16 protein-coding genes are annotated in these 17,486 nt (G+C 27.2%); 14 read left to right on the forward strand and 2 right to left on the reverse strand.

The genetic code is table 11. The features are described 5' to 3' along the window. Positions 1–105: 105 nt before the first annotated feature. On the forward strand, positions 106–1,971 hold the full coding sequence (gene mnmG, locus ACBT_RS01945; protein WP_024775799.1) for a tRNA uridine-5-carboxymethylaminomethyl(34) synthesis enzyme MnmG: 1,866 nt from the start codon (positions 106–108) through the stop codon (positions 1,969–1,971). A 12-nt stretch (positions 1,972–1,983) separates the two neighbouring features. Here the strand turns inward: mnmG and trmA are convergent, their stop codons facing one another. Further along, complete coding sequence (gene trmA / locus ACBT_RS01950; protein ID WP_024775798.1) at positions 1,984–3,108, reverse strand: tRNA (uridine(54)-C5)-methyltransferase TrmA; 1,125 nt, start codon at positions 3,106–3,108, stop codon at positions 1,984–1,986. Between the two features lie 86 nt (positions 3,109–3,194). On the opposite strand from trmA, the gene ACBT_RS01955 reads away from it, so the two are divergent. The 13 genes from ACBT_RS01955 (at position 3,195) to mltA (ending at position 17,116) form a co-directional block, all read left to right on the forward strand. Further along, positions 3,195–4,808 carry a helicase-related protein gene (locus tag ACBT_RS01955; RefSeq protein WP_024775797.1) on the forward strand — a complete coding sequence of 538 codons (1,614 nt, stop codon included), beginning with the start codon at positions 3,195–3,197 and terminating at the stop codon, positions 4,806–4,808. 49 nt (positions 4,809–4,857) lie between these two features. After that, positions 4,858–6,795, forward strand: a complete 1,938-nt coding sequence (locus tag ACBT_RS01960) for an ankyrin repeat domain-containing protein (protein ID WP_024775796.1) — start codon at positions 4,858–4,860, stop codon at positions 6,793–6,795. A 17-nt stretch (positions 6,796–6,812) separates the two neighbouring features. Next, a complete protein-coding gene (gene glmU, locus ACBT_RS01965; protein ID WP_024775795.1) occupies positions 6,813–8,111 on the forward strand; it encodes a bifunctional UDP-N-acetylglucosamine diphosphorylase/glucosamine-1-phosphate N-acetyltransferase GlmU in 1,299 nt (432 codons plus the stop codon). Beyond that, positions 8,111–9,331 (forward strand): bifunctional phosphopantothenoylcysteine decarboxylase/phosphopantothenate--cysteine ligase CoaBC, encoded by a 1,221-nt coding sequence (gene coaBC, locus ACBT_RS01970; protein ID WP_024775794.1) that lies wholly within the window; start codon positions 8,111–8,113, stop codon positions 9,329–9,331. Before glmU ends, coaBC begins: the two co-directional genes overlap by 1 nt. After that, positions 9,324–10,010: a di-trans,poly-cis-decaprenylcistransferase gene (locus ACBT_RS01975; protein WP_024775793.1), complete on the forward strand. Its 687-nt coding sequence runs from the start codon at positions 9,324–9,326 to the stop codon at positions 10,008–10,010. The genes coaBC and ACBT_RS01975 overlap by 8 nt, the downstream gene beginning before the upstream one ends. Continuing rightward, complete coding sequence (locus ACBT_RS01980; protein WP_024775792.1) at positions 10,000–10,506, forward strand: prepilin peptidase; 507 nt, start codon at positions 10,000–10,002, stop codon at positions 10,504–10,506. The genes ACBT_RS01975 and ACBT_RS01980 overlap by 11 nt, the downstream gene beginning before the upstream one ends. Continuing rightward, positions 10,503–11,519 (forward strand): LptF/LptG family permease, encoded by a 1,017-nt coding sequence (locus ACBT_RS01985; RefSeq protein ID WP_024775791.1) that lies wholly within the window; start codon positions 10,503–10,505, stop codon positions 11,517–11,519. Before ACBT_RS01980 ends, ACBT_RS01985 begins: the two co-directional genes overlap by 4 nt. Before the next feature lie 3 nt (positions 11,520–11,522). Next, complete coding sequence (gene truA, locus ACBT_RS01990; RefSeq protein ID WP_024775790.1) at positions 11,523–12,245, forward strand: tRNA pseudouridine(38-40) synthase TruA; 723 nt, start codon at positions 11,523–11,525, stop codon at positions 12,243–12,245. Between the two features lie 98 nt (positions 12,246–12,343). Beyond that, positions 12,344–13,135 carry a heat-shock regulator gene (locus ACBT_RS01995; protein WP_024775789.1) on the forward strand — a complete coding sequence of 264 codons (792 nt, stop codon included), beginning with the start codon at positions 12,344–12,346 and terminating at the stop codon, positions 13,133–13,135. A gap of 8 nt (positions 13,136–13,143) precedes the next feature. Next, on the forward strand, positions 13,144–13,707 hold the full coding sequence (grpE, locus tag ACBT_RS02000) for a nucleotide exchange factor GrpE (RefSeq protein WP_024775788.1): 564 nt from the start codon (positions 13,144–13,146) through the stop codon (positions 13,705–13,707). Between the two features lie 84 nt (positions 13,708–13,791). Beyond that, positions 13,792–15,675, forward strand: coding sequence for a molecular chaperone DnaK (gene dnaK / locus ACBT_RS02005; RefSeq protein ID WP_024775787.1), 1,884 nt, complete (start codon positions 13,792–13,794; stop codon positions 15,673–15,675). A 158-nt stretch (positions 15,676–15,833) separates the two neighbouring features. Beyond that, positions 15,834–15,989, forward strand: a complete 156-nt coding sequence (locus tag ACBT_RS02010) for a hypothetical protein (RefSeq protein ID WP_157833407.1) — start codon at positions 15,834–15,836, stop codon at positions 15,987–15,989. Then, complete coding sequence (mltA, locus tag ACBT_RS02015; protein ID WP_024775785.1) at positions 15,986–17,116, forward strand: murein transglycosylase A; 1,131 nt, start codon at positions 15,986–15,988, stop codon at positions 17,114–17,116. The genes ACBT_RS02010 and mltA overlap by 4 nt, the downstream gene beginning before the upstream one ends. 28 nt (positions 17,117–17,144) lie before the next feature. Here the strand turns inward: mltA and ACBT_RS02020 are convergent, their stop codons facing one another. Continuing rightward, the gene (locus ACBT_RS02020; RefSeq protein ID WP_024775784.1) at positions 17,145–17,387 is read right to left on the reverse strand and encodes a hypothetical protein; all 243 of its coding nucleotides are present in this window, start codon (positions 17,385–17,387) and stop codon (positions 17,145–17,147) included. Positions 17,388–17,486 lie beyond the last annotated feature (99 nt).

Below are 17,486 nucleotides of genomic sequence, written 5' to 3' on the forward strand. Positions count from 1 at the left end.
TAAAAAACCTTTAGATAAAATTTGGTTATAATAGCCAAAAATTCATAAGAAGCTAATTTTTACTAATATTTAAAAATCTGATACTCTTTATAAAAAGGAAAGTTAATGCAATACGATATTATCGTTGTTGGTGCGGGACATGCTGGTATAGAAGCAGCACTTGCAGGTGCAAGGTTAGGGAAAAAAACATTATTAATCACAATGCTTGTTGAACAAATAGGAGCAGCTAGTTGTAATCCTGCTATTGGTGGTTTAGCAAAGGGACATTTAGTAAAAGAATTAGATGCTCTTGGTGGAGAAATGGGACTTTGTACAGATGCTACAGGAATACAATTTAGGATTTTAAATGATTCAAAAGGTGCAGCTGTACAAGGAACAAGAGCTCAAATTGATATGGATGAATATAGAGAATATATGAGAAAAGTTTGTCATAATACTCCTAATTTAAATATTTATCAAGATGAAGTAACTTCATTGATAGTTGAAAATGATGAAGTTCTTGGAGTAAAAACAAAACTTGGTGAAGAATTTAAATCTAAAAAAACAATTCTTACGACGGGAACCTTTATGAGAGGATTGATTCATATTGGTGAAAATACTTATGAAGCTGGACGTGCTTGGGAATTACCGTCATCTACTCTGTCTATACAATTAAAAGAGTTAGGTTTAAATGTAGGAAGACTTAAAACAGGTACACCTTCAAGATTAGATGCAAATTCTATTGATTTTTCAGTTATGGATATGCATGGAGGAGATATAAAACCTGCACCTTTTTCTTTTAGAACAGATAAAAAAACATTTAGTCCAACACAGTATCCTTGCTATGTAACATACACAAATTTGGATACGCACGATATCATTTCTTCAAATTTTCATAGAGCACCAATTTACACAGGGCAAATTCAAGGTTCAGGTCCAAGATATTGTCCAAGTATTGAAGATAAAGTAAAAAGATTTAGTGAAAGAGAGAGACATCAACTATTTTTAGAACCTCAAACATCAAAATGTACTGAATATTATATAAATGGAATGTCAAGTTCTCTTCCAATTGAAGTTCAAAAAAGAATGATTCACTCTGTAAAAGGTTTAGAAAATGCAAGAATTATAAGATATGGATATGCTATTGAATATGATTATGTTGATCCAACTGAACTTAAACATAGTCTTGAAACAAAAAAGATAAAAAATCTTTATAATGCTGGTCAAATAAATGCTACAACAGGATATGAAGAAGCAGCAGCTCAAGGATTGATGGCAAGTATAAATGCATCTTTAGCTATAGATGGAAAAGAGCCTTTTATTCTTAGACGAGATGAAGCATATATCGGAGTTTTAATAGATGATTTAGTTACAAAAGGAACTCAAGAACCATACAGAATGTTTACAAGTAGGGCTGAGTATAGACTTCTTTTAAGAGAAGAAAATGCTGATATTAGACTTTCAGGTTATGGGCATAAATTAGGACTTTTAGATGATGAAACTTTTGCTAAAGTTGAGGCTAAAAGAAAAGCTTTAGAAGAAGCAGTTGAGTTTATGGCATCTACTTGGATAACTTCTAAAAAAGAGACTTTAGAACTTTTAGAATCTATTGGCGAAGAGAAAATCAATGATAAAGTTCTTTTAATAGATTTAATTGGAAGAAACACTATTGATATTGAAAAATTCGATGTTTTAGTACCTAGTTTAAAAGAGTTGGATGAATATTTAAAAAATCAAATAATTATTGAAGCAAAATATTATAGATATATCCAAAAACAACAAAAACAAATAGAAAAAATGAAGAAAATGCTAAAACTTTCTATACCTGATAATTTCTCTTATAGAGGACTTCCAGGTCTTTCAAATGAAGTAATTGAGAAGTTAGAAAAACACAGACCACCAACACTTTATAATGCAAGTTTGATATCAGGAATTACACCAGCAGCTCTTGATATTATTCATCTAAATTTAAATTTAGTTACAAGAAAATAGAAGATTTATCTTCTATTTTCTTTTTAAAATTGCTCCGCACTCAATATGATTTGTATATGCAAATTGGTCAAAAAGAGCAAATCTTACAATTTCGTGAGTTAAAGTTAATTCTTCTAAATCTCTATGTAAAGTTTCAGGATTGCAAGAGATGTAGATAATATTCTCAAAATTTTTTGATAAATTTCTAGTTGTATCATCAAGTCCACTTCTTGGCGGATCCATAAAAATTGTATCAAAATCATATGATTTTAGATCTACATTTTTTAATCTATTAAATGCTCTAACTTCATTTAAAGCTTCTACAAACTCTTCAGCACTCATTCTTATAAATTCAATATTTTTTATATCATTTAGTTCACAATTTCTTAAAGCTGATTTTATAGAAGTTTTTGAGATTTCAGTAGCTAATACTTTATTGAATTTTTTTGATAGAGGAATTGTAAAGTTTCCACCACCACAATAAAGTTCACATAAATCTTTTTTTGAATCTTTTGTATTGTTTAAAACCCATTCAATCATCTGTTTATTTACATTTGTATTTGGTTGAGTGAAACCATTTTCTTCATAAGTAAATTTAAAACTTTGATTATTGATATTTAAATTTTCATTTATAAAATCACTGCTTAAAACAATTTTTTGTTTTCTGCTTCTACCAATAATTTTTATGTTAAATTTATTTTCAATTTGTTTCGCTAATTCTTCCCAATATTTTTCTAATTTCTTATGATAAAGTAAAGTTACAAGCATATCAGAAGTTGAACTTCCTAAAAATTCAATACCAAATAGTCTAAAAGATAAAATCATATCACTTTGTAACTCTGCAAGAAGTTTTGGCATAAGTTCAGCAATTTGAGGACTTACTATTGAGCAAGAATCTATTTGTAAAATATCTTTTTTTGTATCACTCATTGCATAAGATAAAACATCTTTTTCATTGTTTTCATCTTTTTCCCACCAAATTCTAAATTCAGCACGATTTCTAAAATTTGCATCACTACTTTTTATAATATCAAAATTGATATTTGTGAAATTAGAAAATCTATCTTTTTCTCTGTTTGTTTTAAAATCTAGCTGTTCTTCATAAGTTTTGTCATACAAAGTACATGAGGCACATAGCCCAAAATATTTACAAGTCATAAAATCTAATCCTTTATTAAAAGCTGTATTATAGGGAAATATTGGTAAAAGTAGATATAATTTGTGAATTTATAAAAAGAAGATATATGAAAAATAGTTGGCAAGAAGATTTAAAAATATTATTGAATTGTGATTTAAAAACGCTTTATCCATTAGCAAGAAGTATGAATAGAAAGTTAGAATTTTATGTGGGTCCTACAAACAGTGGGAAAACTTATAATGCTATGAAAAAATTAAAAGAGGCAAATAGTGGACTTTATTTGGCACCTTTGAGACTTTTAGCTTTAGAAGGTTATGAAGATTTAAAAGAGTCAAATATTGAAGCTTCATTGGTTACTGGTGAAGAGCAACAGCTAAATGAAGATGCTGCACATATTTGTTCAACTATTGAGATGATTGATTTTGATTTAGAAGTTGACGTAGCAGTTATTGATGAAGTACAAATGCTTGAAGATGATGATAGAGGTTGGGCTTGGGTAAATGCTATTATTGGAGTTCCTGCAAAAAGAGTAATTATGACAGGAAGTGTAAATGCTCTTGATGCTGTAAAAAAGATTGCTCAATATTTAGATGAAGAGTTAGAAATTGTAAAGCATAAAAGAAAAAATGAGTTAAAAATTTTAGATAAATGGACTTCTCTTGATAAACTTGAAGATGGAACAGCTTTAATTGCATTTTCAAGAGCTGAAGTTTTAAAGCTTAAACAAAAACTTCAAAAAAAATATACAGTTTCTGTTATTTATGGGAATTTGTCTCCTGAAGTAAGACGAGATGAAGCAAGAAGATTTAGAGAGAAAAAAAGTCAAATTTTAATAGCAACAGATGCTATATCTATGGGATTAAACCTTCCTATTAAGACAATTTTATTTACAAATGATACAAAATTTGATGGAGTGTCAAAAAGAAAAATAACTGTAAATGAGATAGTTCAAATTGCTGGTCGTGCTGGAAGATTTGGACTTTTTGAAGCAGGATATTTAGGAGCTACTAGAAGAGATATTTTAAATTATATAGAAGAAGAGTTTCAAAGTCCAATAAGAACTATAAAACCACCTTTTAAAGTAAAAATAAATAACTCTCAACTTGAATCACTTTCAATGCATTTAAAGACAAAGTCTTTAGGAAAAGTTTTAAACTTTTTTGCATTAAATATGAAATTTAATGGTCCTTTTGAAGCAGCAAATTTATCAAGTATGTTAGAAGCTTCAAGAATAGTAGATTCAAAAGATGGTTTAACTCTTGAAGAAAAATATCTTTTAGCTCAAGCACCAATAACTACAAAATCAACAATTATTCTTCAAGCATATAACTCTTATATTGCAAGTGTTGTTAAAAAAAGACCAAATCATTATAAACCATCAATTACTTTACCACAAAAAGCAATTACACAAAAAGATTTACTCTTGGTTGAAGATGAGGTTAAAAAAATATCTCTTTATCTTTGGCTTTCATATAAGCTACCAAATCTTTTTCCTGATCATGATAAAGCATACATTTTGAGAAATTCTTTTAATAGCTTTATAGAAAAATCTTTAAAAGGAACACTTATAAGTGATGATAGCTTCGTAGAAAAAAGATTTGAAAGTAGATTTAGAAAAGAGAAAAATGATAGAACTAAAACAAAAGAGTACAATAAAGATGTAGAAAATAGAGATAAAAAAGCGAATGGTTTTAGAAAAAGAAGCAGGAAAACTTTTTAATTCAAATTTAGATAAAATATTAGAATTTTACAAAATATAAAGGTTTTTGGTGTTTAATTTTTTTAAAGTTGATGAGAATCTTTTTTATAAAGAGTTGTTTTCTGATAAGTTTGATGTTACAAAATTAGACAAAATCATTAAAAAAGGTGTGGATATAAATAAACAGGATGAAAATGGTAATAGTTTACTATTTTTACTTGTATCTGCTAAAAAATATGATGCCATAAAACTACTTTTAAGTAATGGAGTTGATAAATATCTAGAAAATAAATTTAAAAAAACTCCATTAGATGAGGCTTGTGAGAAATCAGATGGAGCAATGGTTAGATTTTTACTAGAAAATGGCTATGACATAAATGCTAAAAATTCAATAGGAAGAACTATATTGCAAAGTACTGCAATCTTATCTAATGAAAAGATTTTCCAAGTTTTAATGACATATAAACCAGATTTTAATATTAAAGATGCGGAAGGTAAAACAGTTATCTTTCATGCTATCGAAGGTAAAAATTTAAACATTTTAAGAGATGTTGTAAATAATATTGAAGATATAAATTCTTTAGATAACAATTATCAAACAGCATTATTTTATGCTGTTTTAAAAGATAATCCAGAAATAGCAATAACTTTAATAAACCACGGAATAAATGTAAACTTTTTGGATAAAACAGGAGAAAATGCTTTATTCAACGCAATAATACAAGGTGAAATAAATATTCCTGTTATTGAAGCTTTAATCAAAAAAAATATAAATATGAATATTGTTGATAATAAAAATAGAAATATTATTGATGAACTGTTATTTATTGTTGATTTACAAGCAAGGGATGAAAAAAATCTAGAGGGAAGATATAAGCTTATATCTTCAAAAAGAGATTATTTATCACTTGCTTTATTGTTTATTGAAAATGGTTTAGAGATTGATATTTTAGATATTAATGGAAAAACTACACTGCAAAAAGAGATAGAAAATAAGAATTTTGCAAATGCAGATTTTTTAATTAAATGTGGTGCGAATGTAAATGTTACTGATGAGAATAATAGAAATATCATTTATAATGAGATATTAAAAGGATATTCAAATTATAAAATGATAGATTTTTTAGTAGCTAGAGGCTCAAATATTGATATTAAAGATATTGATGAAAGAAGTGTAGTTGATGTAATTGTTGAATTAATAGCTGTTACAAAAAATTTTAAAAAATTAACTCCTCAACTTGCAACTATATTTAAAGAGGGGGAAAAGTATGATATTTTACTTAAAAAAGTTCTTACTTGTAAACCAAATATAAACATATCAAGACTTGATGGAACAAATGTTTTATTTGATTTAGTACTTTATAATGATTTTGAAACTTTAAAACTTATTATAAATTATGGAATCAATTTAAATACTCAAGATAAAAGTGGTAGAACTCCTTTAGCTTTTATGGTTGAAGATGGATTAAATATTAGAGAGAAAAAAGAGAAAGAGAGTTTTTTTGAAAGACTTGTAAATTTTTTGAAGTATAGAGTTAACGTTGATATTCAAGATAATGAAGGAAGAACGGTAATTCATAAAGCAGTTATAGCAAATGATATTGCTGTAGTTGAAAAGCTTCTTACAAAAAAGGCCAATCTTAATTTAAAAGATATACATGGAAGAACAGCTCTTCATCATACACAGTGGAAAGGAAATTTCCAAATAGCTAGATGGTTAATAGCAGCAGGTGCAGATATTAATCAACCTGATAGTAGTGGATTTACAATCTTAAATTATGCGGCTATTTTTGGTCATGCAAAGTTGATTATGACTTTAGTTGCTGCTGGAGTTTTAATGTACAACAAAAATTCAAAAAATAGAAAAGTTGCACAATTTTTTAAAGATAGAGAGAAAAATCTCGATAAAATGATTTTAGAAAATTCTACTGATGGTTACGTGAAAAGTACTTTGGAATCTGTTGTAGAGAATCTAAAAAAAGAGGTTAATGAAGCTTTAGCTCAATAAATTATATAAGGAATAAAATGTTTAATAAATCAATAATAATACTTGCAGCTGGTCAAGGTACTAGAATGAAATCAGATACTCCAAAAGTATTACATAAAATTTCTGGAAAACCAATGCTTTATTACTCTATAAAAGAGGCTTTAAAATTAAGTGATGATATTACTGTAGTTTTATATCATCAATTTGAAAAAGTTAAAGCTGAAATAGAAAAATATTTTACAAATATAAATTTTGTAATTCAAGATCACAAAAATTATCCAGGAACTGGTGGTGCAGTTATGGGAATAACACCAAAATATGGAAAAGTTTTAGTTTTAAATGGTGATATGCCCCTTATTCAAGCAAGTGAATTAGAAAAATTTGATATAGATGCAACTATTGTTATGTCAGTTTTAGAATTAGAAAGTGCTGATGGATATGGAAGAGTAATTATTGAAAATGGAAATGTAAAAAAAATAGTTGAGCAAAAAGATGCAAGTATTGAAGAGCTTAAAATTAGAACTGCAAATGCAGGAATTTATCAGTTTTGTTCAAAATTTTTACTTGAAAATTTACCAAAATTAAATAACAATAATGCTCAAAAAGAGTATTACATAACAGATTTAGTTGAAATGGCTATAAATCAAGGAAAAGTTTTAAAACCTTTAATTGTAAATGAAGAGAATTTTAAAGGTGTAAATTCTAAAGTGGAATTGGCTGATGCTGAGGTAATTCATCAAAATAGAATTAAAAAAGAGTTCCTAAGAGCAGGTGTGATTATGAGATTACCTGATACTATTTACATAGAAGAGGGAGTTGTTATAGAAGGAGAATCTATTATTGAAAATGGTGTTTCAATTCTTGGAAACTCAAAAATTATAAATTCACATATAAAAACAAATTCAGTAGTTGAAGATTCAGTTATTATTGATAGTGATGTTGGGCCAATGGCAAGAATAAGACCAGCAAGTGAACTAAATAAAACACATATTGGAAATTTTGTAGAGACAAAAAAAGCTAAATTAAATGGTGTAAAGGCTGGACACTTATCATATTTGGGAGATTGTTCTATTAATGAGGGAACAAATATTGGTTGTGGAACAATAACTTGTAACTATGATGGAGTAAATAAACATCAAACTATTATAGGAAAAAATGTTTTTGTTGGAAGTGATACACAATTTGTTGCTCCTGTAACTGTTGAGGACGATGTACTTATAGGTGCTGGTTCTTGTGTAACTGGGAATGTAAAAAAAGGCGAATTGTATTTAACAAGAGCAAAAGTAAAAACTATTGATGGTTATTTTTACAAACATTTTGAAAGTAAGAAAAAATAATGCTTTTAAAAAATAAAAATATTCTTGTAGGAGTTACTGGTTCAATAGCTATTTATAAAGCTTTAGAATTAATAAGATTATATATAAAAGCAGGAGCAGCTGTAAGAGTTGTTATGACAGATGCTGCAAAAAAATTTATAAATCCAATTACTTTTGAAGCAATTTCACAAAATAAAATTTTAGATGAAAGTAGTGAGAATTGGGATAAATCACAAGATTATAATCATATTGATATTGCAAAATGGAGTGATATATTTATAATTGCACCTGCTAGTGCAAATACTATAAATAAATTATCAAGTGGAATTGCTGATAATTTATTGCTTCAAACAGCTTTGGCTTATACAAAAGCTATTGTTTTAAGCCCAGCAGCAAATACGAATATGATTGAAAATTCAATTACAAAAAAAAGTTTGGAAAATTTAACAAAATTGGGTTTTGAAATTTTAGGTACACAAACAAAAGAGCTTATTTGTAAAGATGTTGGAAATGGAGCGATGGCTGAGCCAATTGATATTTTCCATAAAACTTGTAGAGAACTTTTAAGAAATTTTTATTGGGAAAATAGAAAAGTTGTTCTTAGTGGTGGAGGAACAATTGAAAAAATAGATGATGTAAGATATATATCAAATTTTTCAAGTGGGAAAATGGCTTCAAGCCTAGCAACAGCTCTTTATTATTTAGGGGCAGATGTATCTTTGGTAGCTTCTAGGGGATTAGAATATGCACCAAAAGGTATAAATAGAATTCAAATTTTTAGTACTTTAGAATTTAAAGAGAATTTAGAAAAAGAGTTAAAACTAAATCAAAATTCTAAAAAAACATATTTATTTATGGTAGCTGCTATTAGTGATTATGTACCTAGTTTAAAAGTTGATGGAAAGATAAAAAAAGAGACTTTAGGGGAGACTTGGAATTTGAAACTTAAAAAAAATATAGATATTTTGGCTAGCATAGAAAAAAACAATATTATTTCTGTTGGTTTTAAAGCTGAAATGGACAAAGTAAATGCAAAAACGAATGCAGAGAATATGTTGATAAATAAAAATCTTGATGCAGTTTGTTTAAATATTTTAGATGAAAATAATAAATTTGGAGATGAAAATAATATTATTGAACTAATTTTTAAAGATGAATCAAAAAATTTTAGTGGAAATAAGTTAGATATTTCATTTTCTATTTTAGAAAATCTAGAAAAAAAGTTTGAAGCTCATGAATAACTCAAATTCCCCTAAGCATATTGCGATAATTATGGATGGAAATGGACGATGGGCTAAAGAAAGAGGTCTTAAAAGAACAGCTGGGCATGAAGAAGGAGCTAAGGTTGTAAGAGAGATTACAAAACACTGTTCAAAAATAGGTGTTCAATATCTTACTTTATATGCTTTTTCTACTGAAAATTGGTCAAGACCAAAACTAGAAGTTGAATATCTTATGAAACTTTTAGAAAAATATTTAAAAAATGAAATTGAAACATTTCTAAAAAATAATATTAGATTTAAAGCAATAGGAGATTTAAGTAAATTTTCCAAATCTTTACAAATTACTATTAAAGATATAGAGAATAAAACATCAAATAATTCAGGCCTTACTCAGGTATTAGCTTTAAATTATGGTTCAAAAGATGAAATTTTAAGAGCTATAAAAAAACTTAATGAGAATAATCTTGAGGTAAATGAGAAAAATTTTGAATCTTGTTTAGATACAGCCGGATTTAGTGAGGTTGATTTATTAATAAGAACGAGTGGAGAAATAAGACTTTCTAACTATTTACTTTGGCAAAATGCTTATGCTGAAATGTTTTTTACATCTACATTGTGGCCTGATTTTACATCAAATGAGTTAGATGATATAATCGATGATTTCAATAAAAGACAAAGGCGATTTGGTGGAATTTGATATTGTTTGGGCAGTAGCTTTAGTAGTATATATTATAAATTTACTAGCTTTATCTTTTTATGATTTAAAATTTAGAGCAGTACCTGATTATCTTTTATTAATAGCTTTAATTACATCTTTTTTTGTTACTAAATTTGATTTCTTTGAGGCATTAAAAAATGCATTTATTTGTACTGGAGCGATAGTTTTATTAAATTTTATTGTTACATTTTATATACAAAATATAAAATCTAGAATTTTAAAAGATGAAACTCTTAAAACTCAAACTGCTTTAGGAGAGGGTGATATTCCTCTTATTGCTTCTATTGGAGTTGTTTTAGGTTTACAAGCTACAGTTTTTGCTATATTCTTAAGTGCATTTATTGCTATAATACATGCAATTTATCTTAAGTTTTCTAAAAAAGAGAATGAAATTCCATTTATTCCATCATTGGTTGTGGGATTTTTTATAGAGTATTTTTTTAGTGTATCAACAATGATTAAGGATTTTTATTGAGATTAAACAACTATCTACATTCACAATTTGCAGTTACATTTTTCCCTATATTTTTGGGATTATTTTTTATTACTTCTATGGTATTTTTGGTAAAAATTGCTAGTTTAACATCGATTATTACTATGAATTTTTTTGAATTATTCAAATTATTTTCATATTCAATTCCTCAAATTATTTTTTTTACTTTACCTATAACATTTTTTATATCTTTAGCAATAACTTTATCTAAGCTATCTAGTGAATATGAGCTAACAGTAATAACATCTTTTGGTTTAAATCCAGAAAAAATATTAAAAATCTTTTTCCCCATTACAGCAATTTTGACACTTCTTCTTTTAGTAGTATCTGTTGGGTTGATACCAAAAGCAAAATATTTATCTAAACAATTCATTGAAATAAAGAAAAAAGAGGCAAATTTCAATATAAAAGAGAGTGAATTTGGACAAAAATTTGGAGATTGGCTTATTTATATTGATGGTAAAGAGAACAATATATTTAAAGATTTAAAACTTCTTCAAACAGATAAAGATAGAGATCAATTTGTGATTAGTAAAGAGGCAGTTCTTGAAAATTTAAAAGGTTTCTTAAGTTTTAGATTGGACGATGGAACAGTTTATATTGTTGATAATAAAGAATTTAGCCAAATAAAATATGATAGATTATTTATAAATGATTCAATTGCTGATGATAAAGAAGATAAATTTTTAGATAGTTATACTTTTTGGAAGGATAATTTTAAGCAAAATAAAGATCTAGATGATATAACTTTTTATATCTTAACATCTATTTTTCCACTAATTTCACTATTCCTTATTATAACTTTTGGATATTTTAATCCAAGATATGAAAAAAATAAAACTGTAGCATACTCAATTTTAGCAGTTGTGGTTTATTATGTATTAATAAAATATATTGGAGATAGATTGTTGATTCACTCTATTTATATAATTCCAATTATTTGGCTTTTAGGAAGTTATATTTTATATAGTAAAACTACTAAAAAAGAGTATTAAGCTTTGAATTTAAAGTTTACAATATCTTATGATGGAAGTGTTTTTTTTGGAAGTCAAAAGCAACCAAATAAAAATACAGTTGAAGATGAACTTTTAAAAGTATTCAAAACTTTTAATATTGATACAAAAATAATTTTAAGTGGAAGAACAGATAAAGATGTTCATGCCACAAAACAGGTATTTAATTGTGAAATACCATCTTATTGGACTGATTTAAAAAAATTCAAAACAATTTTAAATAAAAGAATAAACCCAAGTATAAAAATACACAAAATTGAAAAAGTAAGTGATGATTTCCATTCTAGATTTAGTGCAAAAAGAAGAGTTTATCGATATTTAATTACTCAAAAAGAGACAAATCCATTTAACCAAAAATATATTTTACATTGTAAAGAAATAGATGAAGATATAATTAAAGAAGCCATAAAAGAGTTTATAGGTGCTTATGATTTCAAATATTTCTTTAAAACAGGAAGTGAAAAAGAAAATACAAAAAGAGAGATTTTTAATGCAAAATTTTATAAATATAAAGATATTTATGTTTTTAGATTTGAAGCAAACTCTTATTTAAGATCTCAGATTAGACTCATGGTAGGATTTTTACTAGCAATAAATGAAAAAAAATTAACTATTACTGATTTAAAACAACAGCTAAATCTTCAAAATCATATCTTTAAAACACCTATTTTAGCAAATGGTCTTTATTTAGCACAAATAAAATATTAAAAAATACTTACTAAGACTTGACAAACATTGACTCAATAAGCTATAATTCTTTAGCAGTTTAAGATATAGAGTGCTAAAGAATAAAGAGAGTTGGATTTATGATAGATAAAAAAGAGTTTTTATTACAATCTATTATTAAAGCATACATTGAACATCTTGAGCCAATTGGTTCAACGCAATTAAAGTCTATGTATGATTTAGAGTACTCAGCTGCAACAATCAGAGGTTATTTTAAAAAGTTAGGAGAAGAGGGTTTTTTAGCTCAAGAGCATATAAGTAGTGGAAGAACTCCTACAAATGAAGCTTTAAAACAGTATTGGATAGGAAAGTTAAATTTTAAACTATCTGGTATAAATATTAAAGCTTTAGAATATTTAGCTAATAAAATTGGATTAACGGTCTTTTTAAAAAAAGAGAAAAGTGAAATTTTACAAAACTTGATAAACGTTGAGAATAAATATATAATTTTAGAGTTTTCTAGTTTTGCTGTTAATATAAAATTTAGTTCAGCTTTATACAGATTTTTGAATGATTTGAAGCAAACTTCTTTAGAAGATATTTTAAAGGTCTCAAAAGATGTTGGAGCTTATGAACTTTATAGTGCTATAAATCAAACATTACAAAACAGTGATTTTGATATATTCAATTATAAAGAGTTTTTGAATCTTGCTTTAAACTATGATTTTGATGAGTTTACAATAAATAGATTTTTAAAAGGTAATATTATGGATGAGCTAAAAGAAGGTTTGTACTTTGATGGCTTTTTACCAGAGAACTATATTGGAATATGTAAATTTTGCAAAATCAATAATGAAGATGTAAAGATGTTTATTATTGGTGAGTTATCAAAAGATTATGAATACTTTCTTGAACAAATTACAAATTTTTAGGAGAAAAAATGAGCGAAAATATTAAAGAAGAAGTTATAACTGAAGAGATTGAAAATAATAAAGAGTGTTGCAATGAAGAAAAATGTTGTGAAGCAACAAAAGAAGAGAGCTTAGAAGATGTTATTGTTAGGCTTGAAGAAGAATTAAGACAAAGTGAAGAGAAATTTTTAAGAGTTCATGCAGATTTTGAGAATATTAAAAAAAGATTAGAGAGAGAAAAATATCAAGCGATAGATTATGCAAGTGAAAAGTTTGCAAAAGATTTATTAACACCTCTTGATACTTTAGAAATGGCATTAAAATCAGCTAGTGTTAATATGAGTGCAGATGAGCTTTTACCAAAGTTAAAAGAAGGAATAGAGCTTACTATTAAAAGTTTTATCACAACTTTCGAAAAACACAATATTACAAAAGTTGATACAGATGGGGAGTTTGATCCAAATGTGCACAATGCGGTTATGCAAGTAGATAGTTCAGATCATGAAACAGGTCAAATTGTAAGTGAATTACAAAAAGGTTATATGTTAAAAGATAGGTTATTAAGACCTTCAATGGTTAGTATCGCTAACTAAAAATATTGACCGTAATGTCATTAAACTATAGAATTTAAAATGATTTACAAATTTAAAAATGAAATTTAATAAAAGGATAAGAAAATGAGTAAAGTTATAGGTATAGATTTAGGAACAACAAACTCTTGTGTTGCAGTTTATGAAAATGGTGAAGCAAAAATTATCCCAAATAAAGAAGGGAAAAATACAACTCCATCAATAGTTGCATTTACAGATAAAGGTGAAATTTTAGTTGGAGATCCAGCAAAAAGACAAGCTATTACAAACCCTGAAAAAACAATTTATTCTATTAAAAGAATTATGGGTCTAATGATGAATGAGCCAAATGCTAAAGCTGCTCAAAGTAAAGTAGGGTATAAAATTGTTGATAGAAGTGGAGCTGCTGCAGTTGAAATCGGTGGAAAAGTTTATACTCCACAAGAAATTTCTGCAAAAATTTTAGGAAAATTAAAAGCTGATGCGGAAGAGTATTTAGGAGCAAAAGTTACAGATGCTGTTATTACAGTTCCTGCATACTTTAATGATGCACAAAGAAAAGCTACTCAAGAAGCTGGAACAATTGCTGGGTTAAATGTATTAAGAATTATTAACGAGCCAACTGCTGCTTCATTAGCGTATGGACTTGATAAAAAAGGTGAGGAAAAAGTTTTAGTTTATGATTTAGGTGGAGGAACTTTTGACGTTACTGTTTTAGAAATTGGTGATGGAACTTTTGAAGTTTTAAGTACGGATGGAAATGCTTTCTTAGGTGGAGATGACTTTGATAATAGAATTATTGATTGGTTAGCAAAAGAGTTCAAAGATGAAAATGGATTTGATGTTAAAAATGACAAAATGGCACTTCAAAGATTAAAAGATGCTGCTGAAAATGCTAAGAAAGAGTTGTCTTCTGCTGAATCAACAGAGATTAACTTACCATTTATCTCTATGGGACAAGCAGGACCAGTTCACCTAGTAAAATCTTTAACAAGAGCAAAATTTGAGTCAATGACTGAAGATTTAATTGATGAAACATTAAGTCATATTAAAGTTGCTTTAAAAGAAGCTGGACTCGCAAAAGGTGATATTGATGAAGTTATTATGGTTGGTGGAAGTACAAGATTACCAAAAGCAAACCAAGTAGTTAAAGAGTTCTTTGGAAAAGATTTAAATAAAGGTGTAAATCCAGATGAAGTTGTTGCTGCTGGAGCCGCTGTTCAAGCTGGAGTTTTAAGAGGAGATGTTAAAGATGTTCTTTTATTGGACGTTACTCCATTATCTTTAGGAATTGAAACTTTAGGTGGAGTTATGACTAAACTTATTGAAAAAGGAACAACAATTCCAGTTAAAAAATCTCAAGTATTCTCTACAGCAGATGATAATCAACCAGCTGTATCTATTCATGTATGTCAAGGAGAAAGAGAATTTGCAAAAGATAATAAATCTTTAGGTATGTTTGAACTTTCAGATATTCCAGCAGCTCCAAGAGGTGTTCCTCAAATTGAAGTAACATTTGATATTGATGCAAATGGTGTATTAAATGTAAGTGCAAAAGATAAAGGAACAGGGAAAGAGAACAAAATTACAATCTCTGGAAGTTCTGGATTAAGTGATGATGAAATTGCAAAAATGGTTGCTGAAGCAGAAGCAAATAAAGAAACTGATGCTAAGAAAAAAGCTTTAATCGAAACAAGAAATCAAGCTGATGCTATGTTACATAGTACAAGAAAAACATTAGAAGAAAATGAAAATGCAATTTCTGAAGATGAGAAAAAAGCTATTATTGATGCAGCAGCAGATTTAGAAGAATTATTAAAAGATGATAATGCAACAAAAGAGCAAATTGAAGAAAAACTAAAAGTTTTAACTGAAAAATCTCACAAATTAGCTGAAGCTATGTATAAAAAAGAGGGTGAGCAAGGAGCTGGTGCAGCAAATCAAAAAGCAAAAAAAGATGACGATGACGTTATTGATGCAGAGGTAGAGTAAAACTCTACCTTATGCAAACTCTTCTTTTCTTATTTTTAACTTTCCTTATAGTAGTATTACTAATATATATTTTTTTTAAATCAAAACAAAGTCGATTAGAAAAACTTTTAAATGGCACTTGTCCTAGTTGTCTAGAAACAAAAAAGAGTTTTTCCGATATGAATACAAATACAAAGTTTACTCAAGAAGTAATTCAATCTAGAATCTTAAGAGATCATGGATGTTCAGGAGTAAAAGAGGTTGAATTCTCTTGTAAGAGTTGTGATTTAAAAGAGATACACTCTATAAATTCTCAAATGGGTTGCAGCATATGAAAAATTTGATACTTATAATTTTAGCTATATTTTTAGCAACTGGTTGTTCAAAAAAACAAGAACAAATTCCTCAAGCACCTATAGTAGAAAAAGATAAAGAAGTTGTAATCGAAGAACAAAATGAAAATTTAGAAAATGGAATGCAGAAAGTATCGTTTTTAGAAATTGATGGTTTTTTTGATGATGATTTAAATCATGCTTTAGAAGTTTTTAAGAAAGATTGTAAAAAATCAAAAAAATATGATGAATTCAGAAATGTTTGTAAGAAAGCAGAATTTGAAAAAGATGGAAGAAAATTTTTTATGTTAAATTTTGAACCATATAAACTTTTTGATAGTAAAGCTAAAGATGAAGGAACAATTACAGGTTATTATGAGCCATTATTATATGGTAGCTTGAAAAAAAGTGCTAGATACAAATATCCTATTTATAAAACACCTAAAAATTTAATAATTACAGATAGACTAAATTCAAATGGAAGCAAAAGAGGAAAAATTGTAAAAAACAAAATTGTTCCTTATGATACAAGAGAACAAATAGAAAAGAATCCAAAAAATAAAAATTTAGAGCCAATTGCTTATGTTGATGATAAATTTGATTTATTCTTTTTGCATATACAAGGTAGTGGGAAAATAAAACTTGATACAGGTGAAATTATAAATGTGGGATATGCAGAACAAAATGGTTGGCCATATCTTAGTATAGGTTCATATTTAATAGAAAAAAATTATATTACAAAAGACGAGATGAGTGTTCAAGCAATGAAGGATTTTTTTAAAGCTAATCCTAAAATAATGGATGAAGTTTTTAACTCAAATCCTAGTTATATATTTTTTAGAGTTTCACCAAATGGTGCAACAGGAGCTTTAAATACAGTTTTAACTGCTAAAAGAAATTTAGCTGTTGATAGAAGTTATATTCCTTTAGGGATGCCAGTATTCTTAAGTACAAAAAATCCTGTTACAAAAGAACCTTTAAATCAATTAATGGTTGCAGCTGATGTCGGTGGGGCTATAAAAGGTGAGATTAGAGCGGATTTTTTCTGGGGATTTGGAGATGATGCCTTTCATTATGCTGGAAGAATGAAAGAAAAAGGCAAAATGTATATATTAAAGCCTAAATATTAATTAATCTATTTTAAGATGGCTGTTGTATTTACATACAACAACCATTTCCACAACATGAATTTACTGGTTCATCCTTATAAAATTTAATAACTAAATTGTTAAACATTTCTTGAATTTGAAAATCATGTTTTCTACAAAATGTTTTATTCATTATATTCTTCATTTCAATGGCTTTTAACATAGCATCATCTTTTGAAGAAAAATTTAAATCATTTTGTAAATTACTTCTTTTAAAACAACCACATTGGTCTTGTACAATAACTTTAAACATAAAAAATACCTTTAAATAATAAAAATTAAAGGCAAAATATTATCTAAATTTACTTTTTAAAGCAAATAAATAAGAAAAAAGGGTATAATTTAGTTAAAC

Source organism: Aliarcobacter cibarius, from assembly GCF_013372265.1.
GTDB classification, from domain to species: domain Bacteria; phylum Campylobacterota; class Campylobacteria; order Campylobacterales; family Arcobacteraceae; genus Aliarcobacter; species Aliarcobacter cibarius.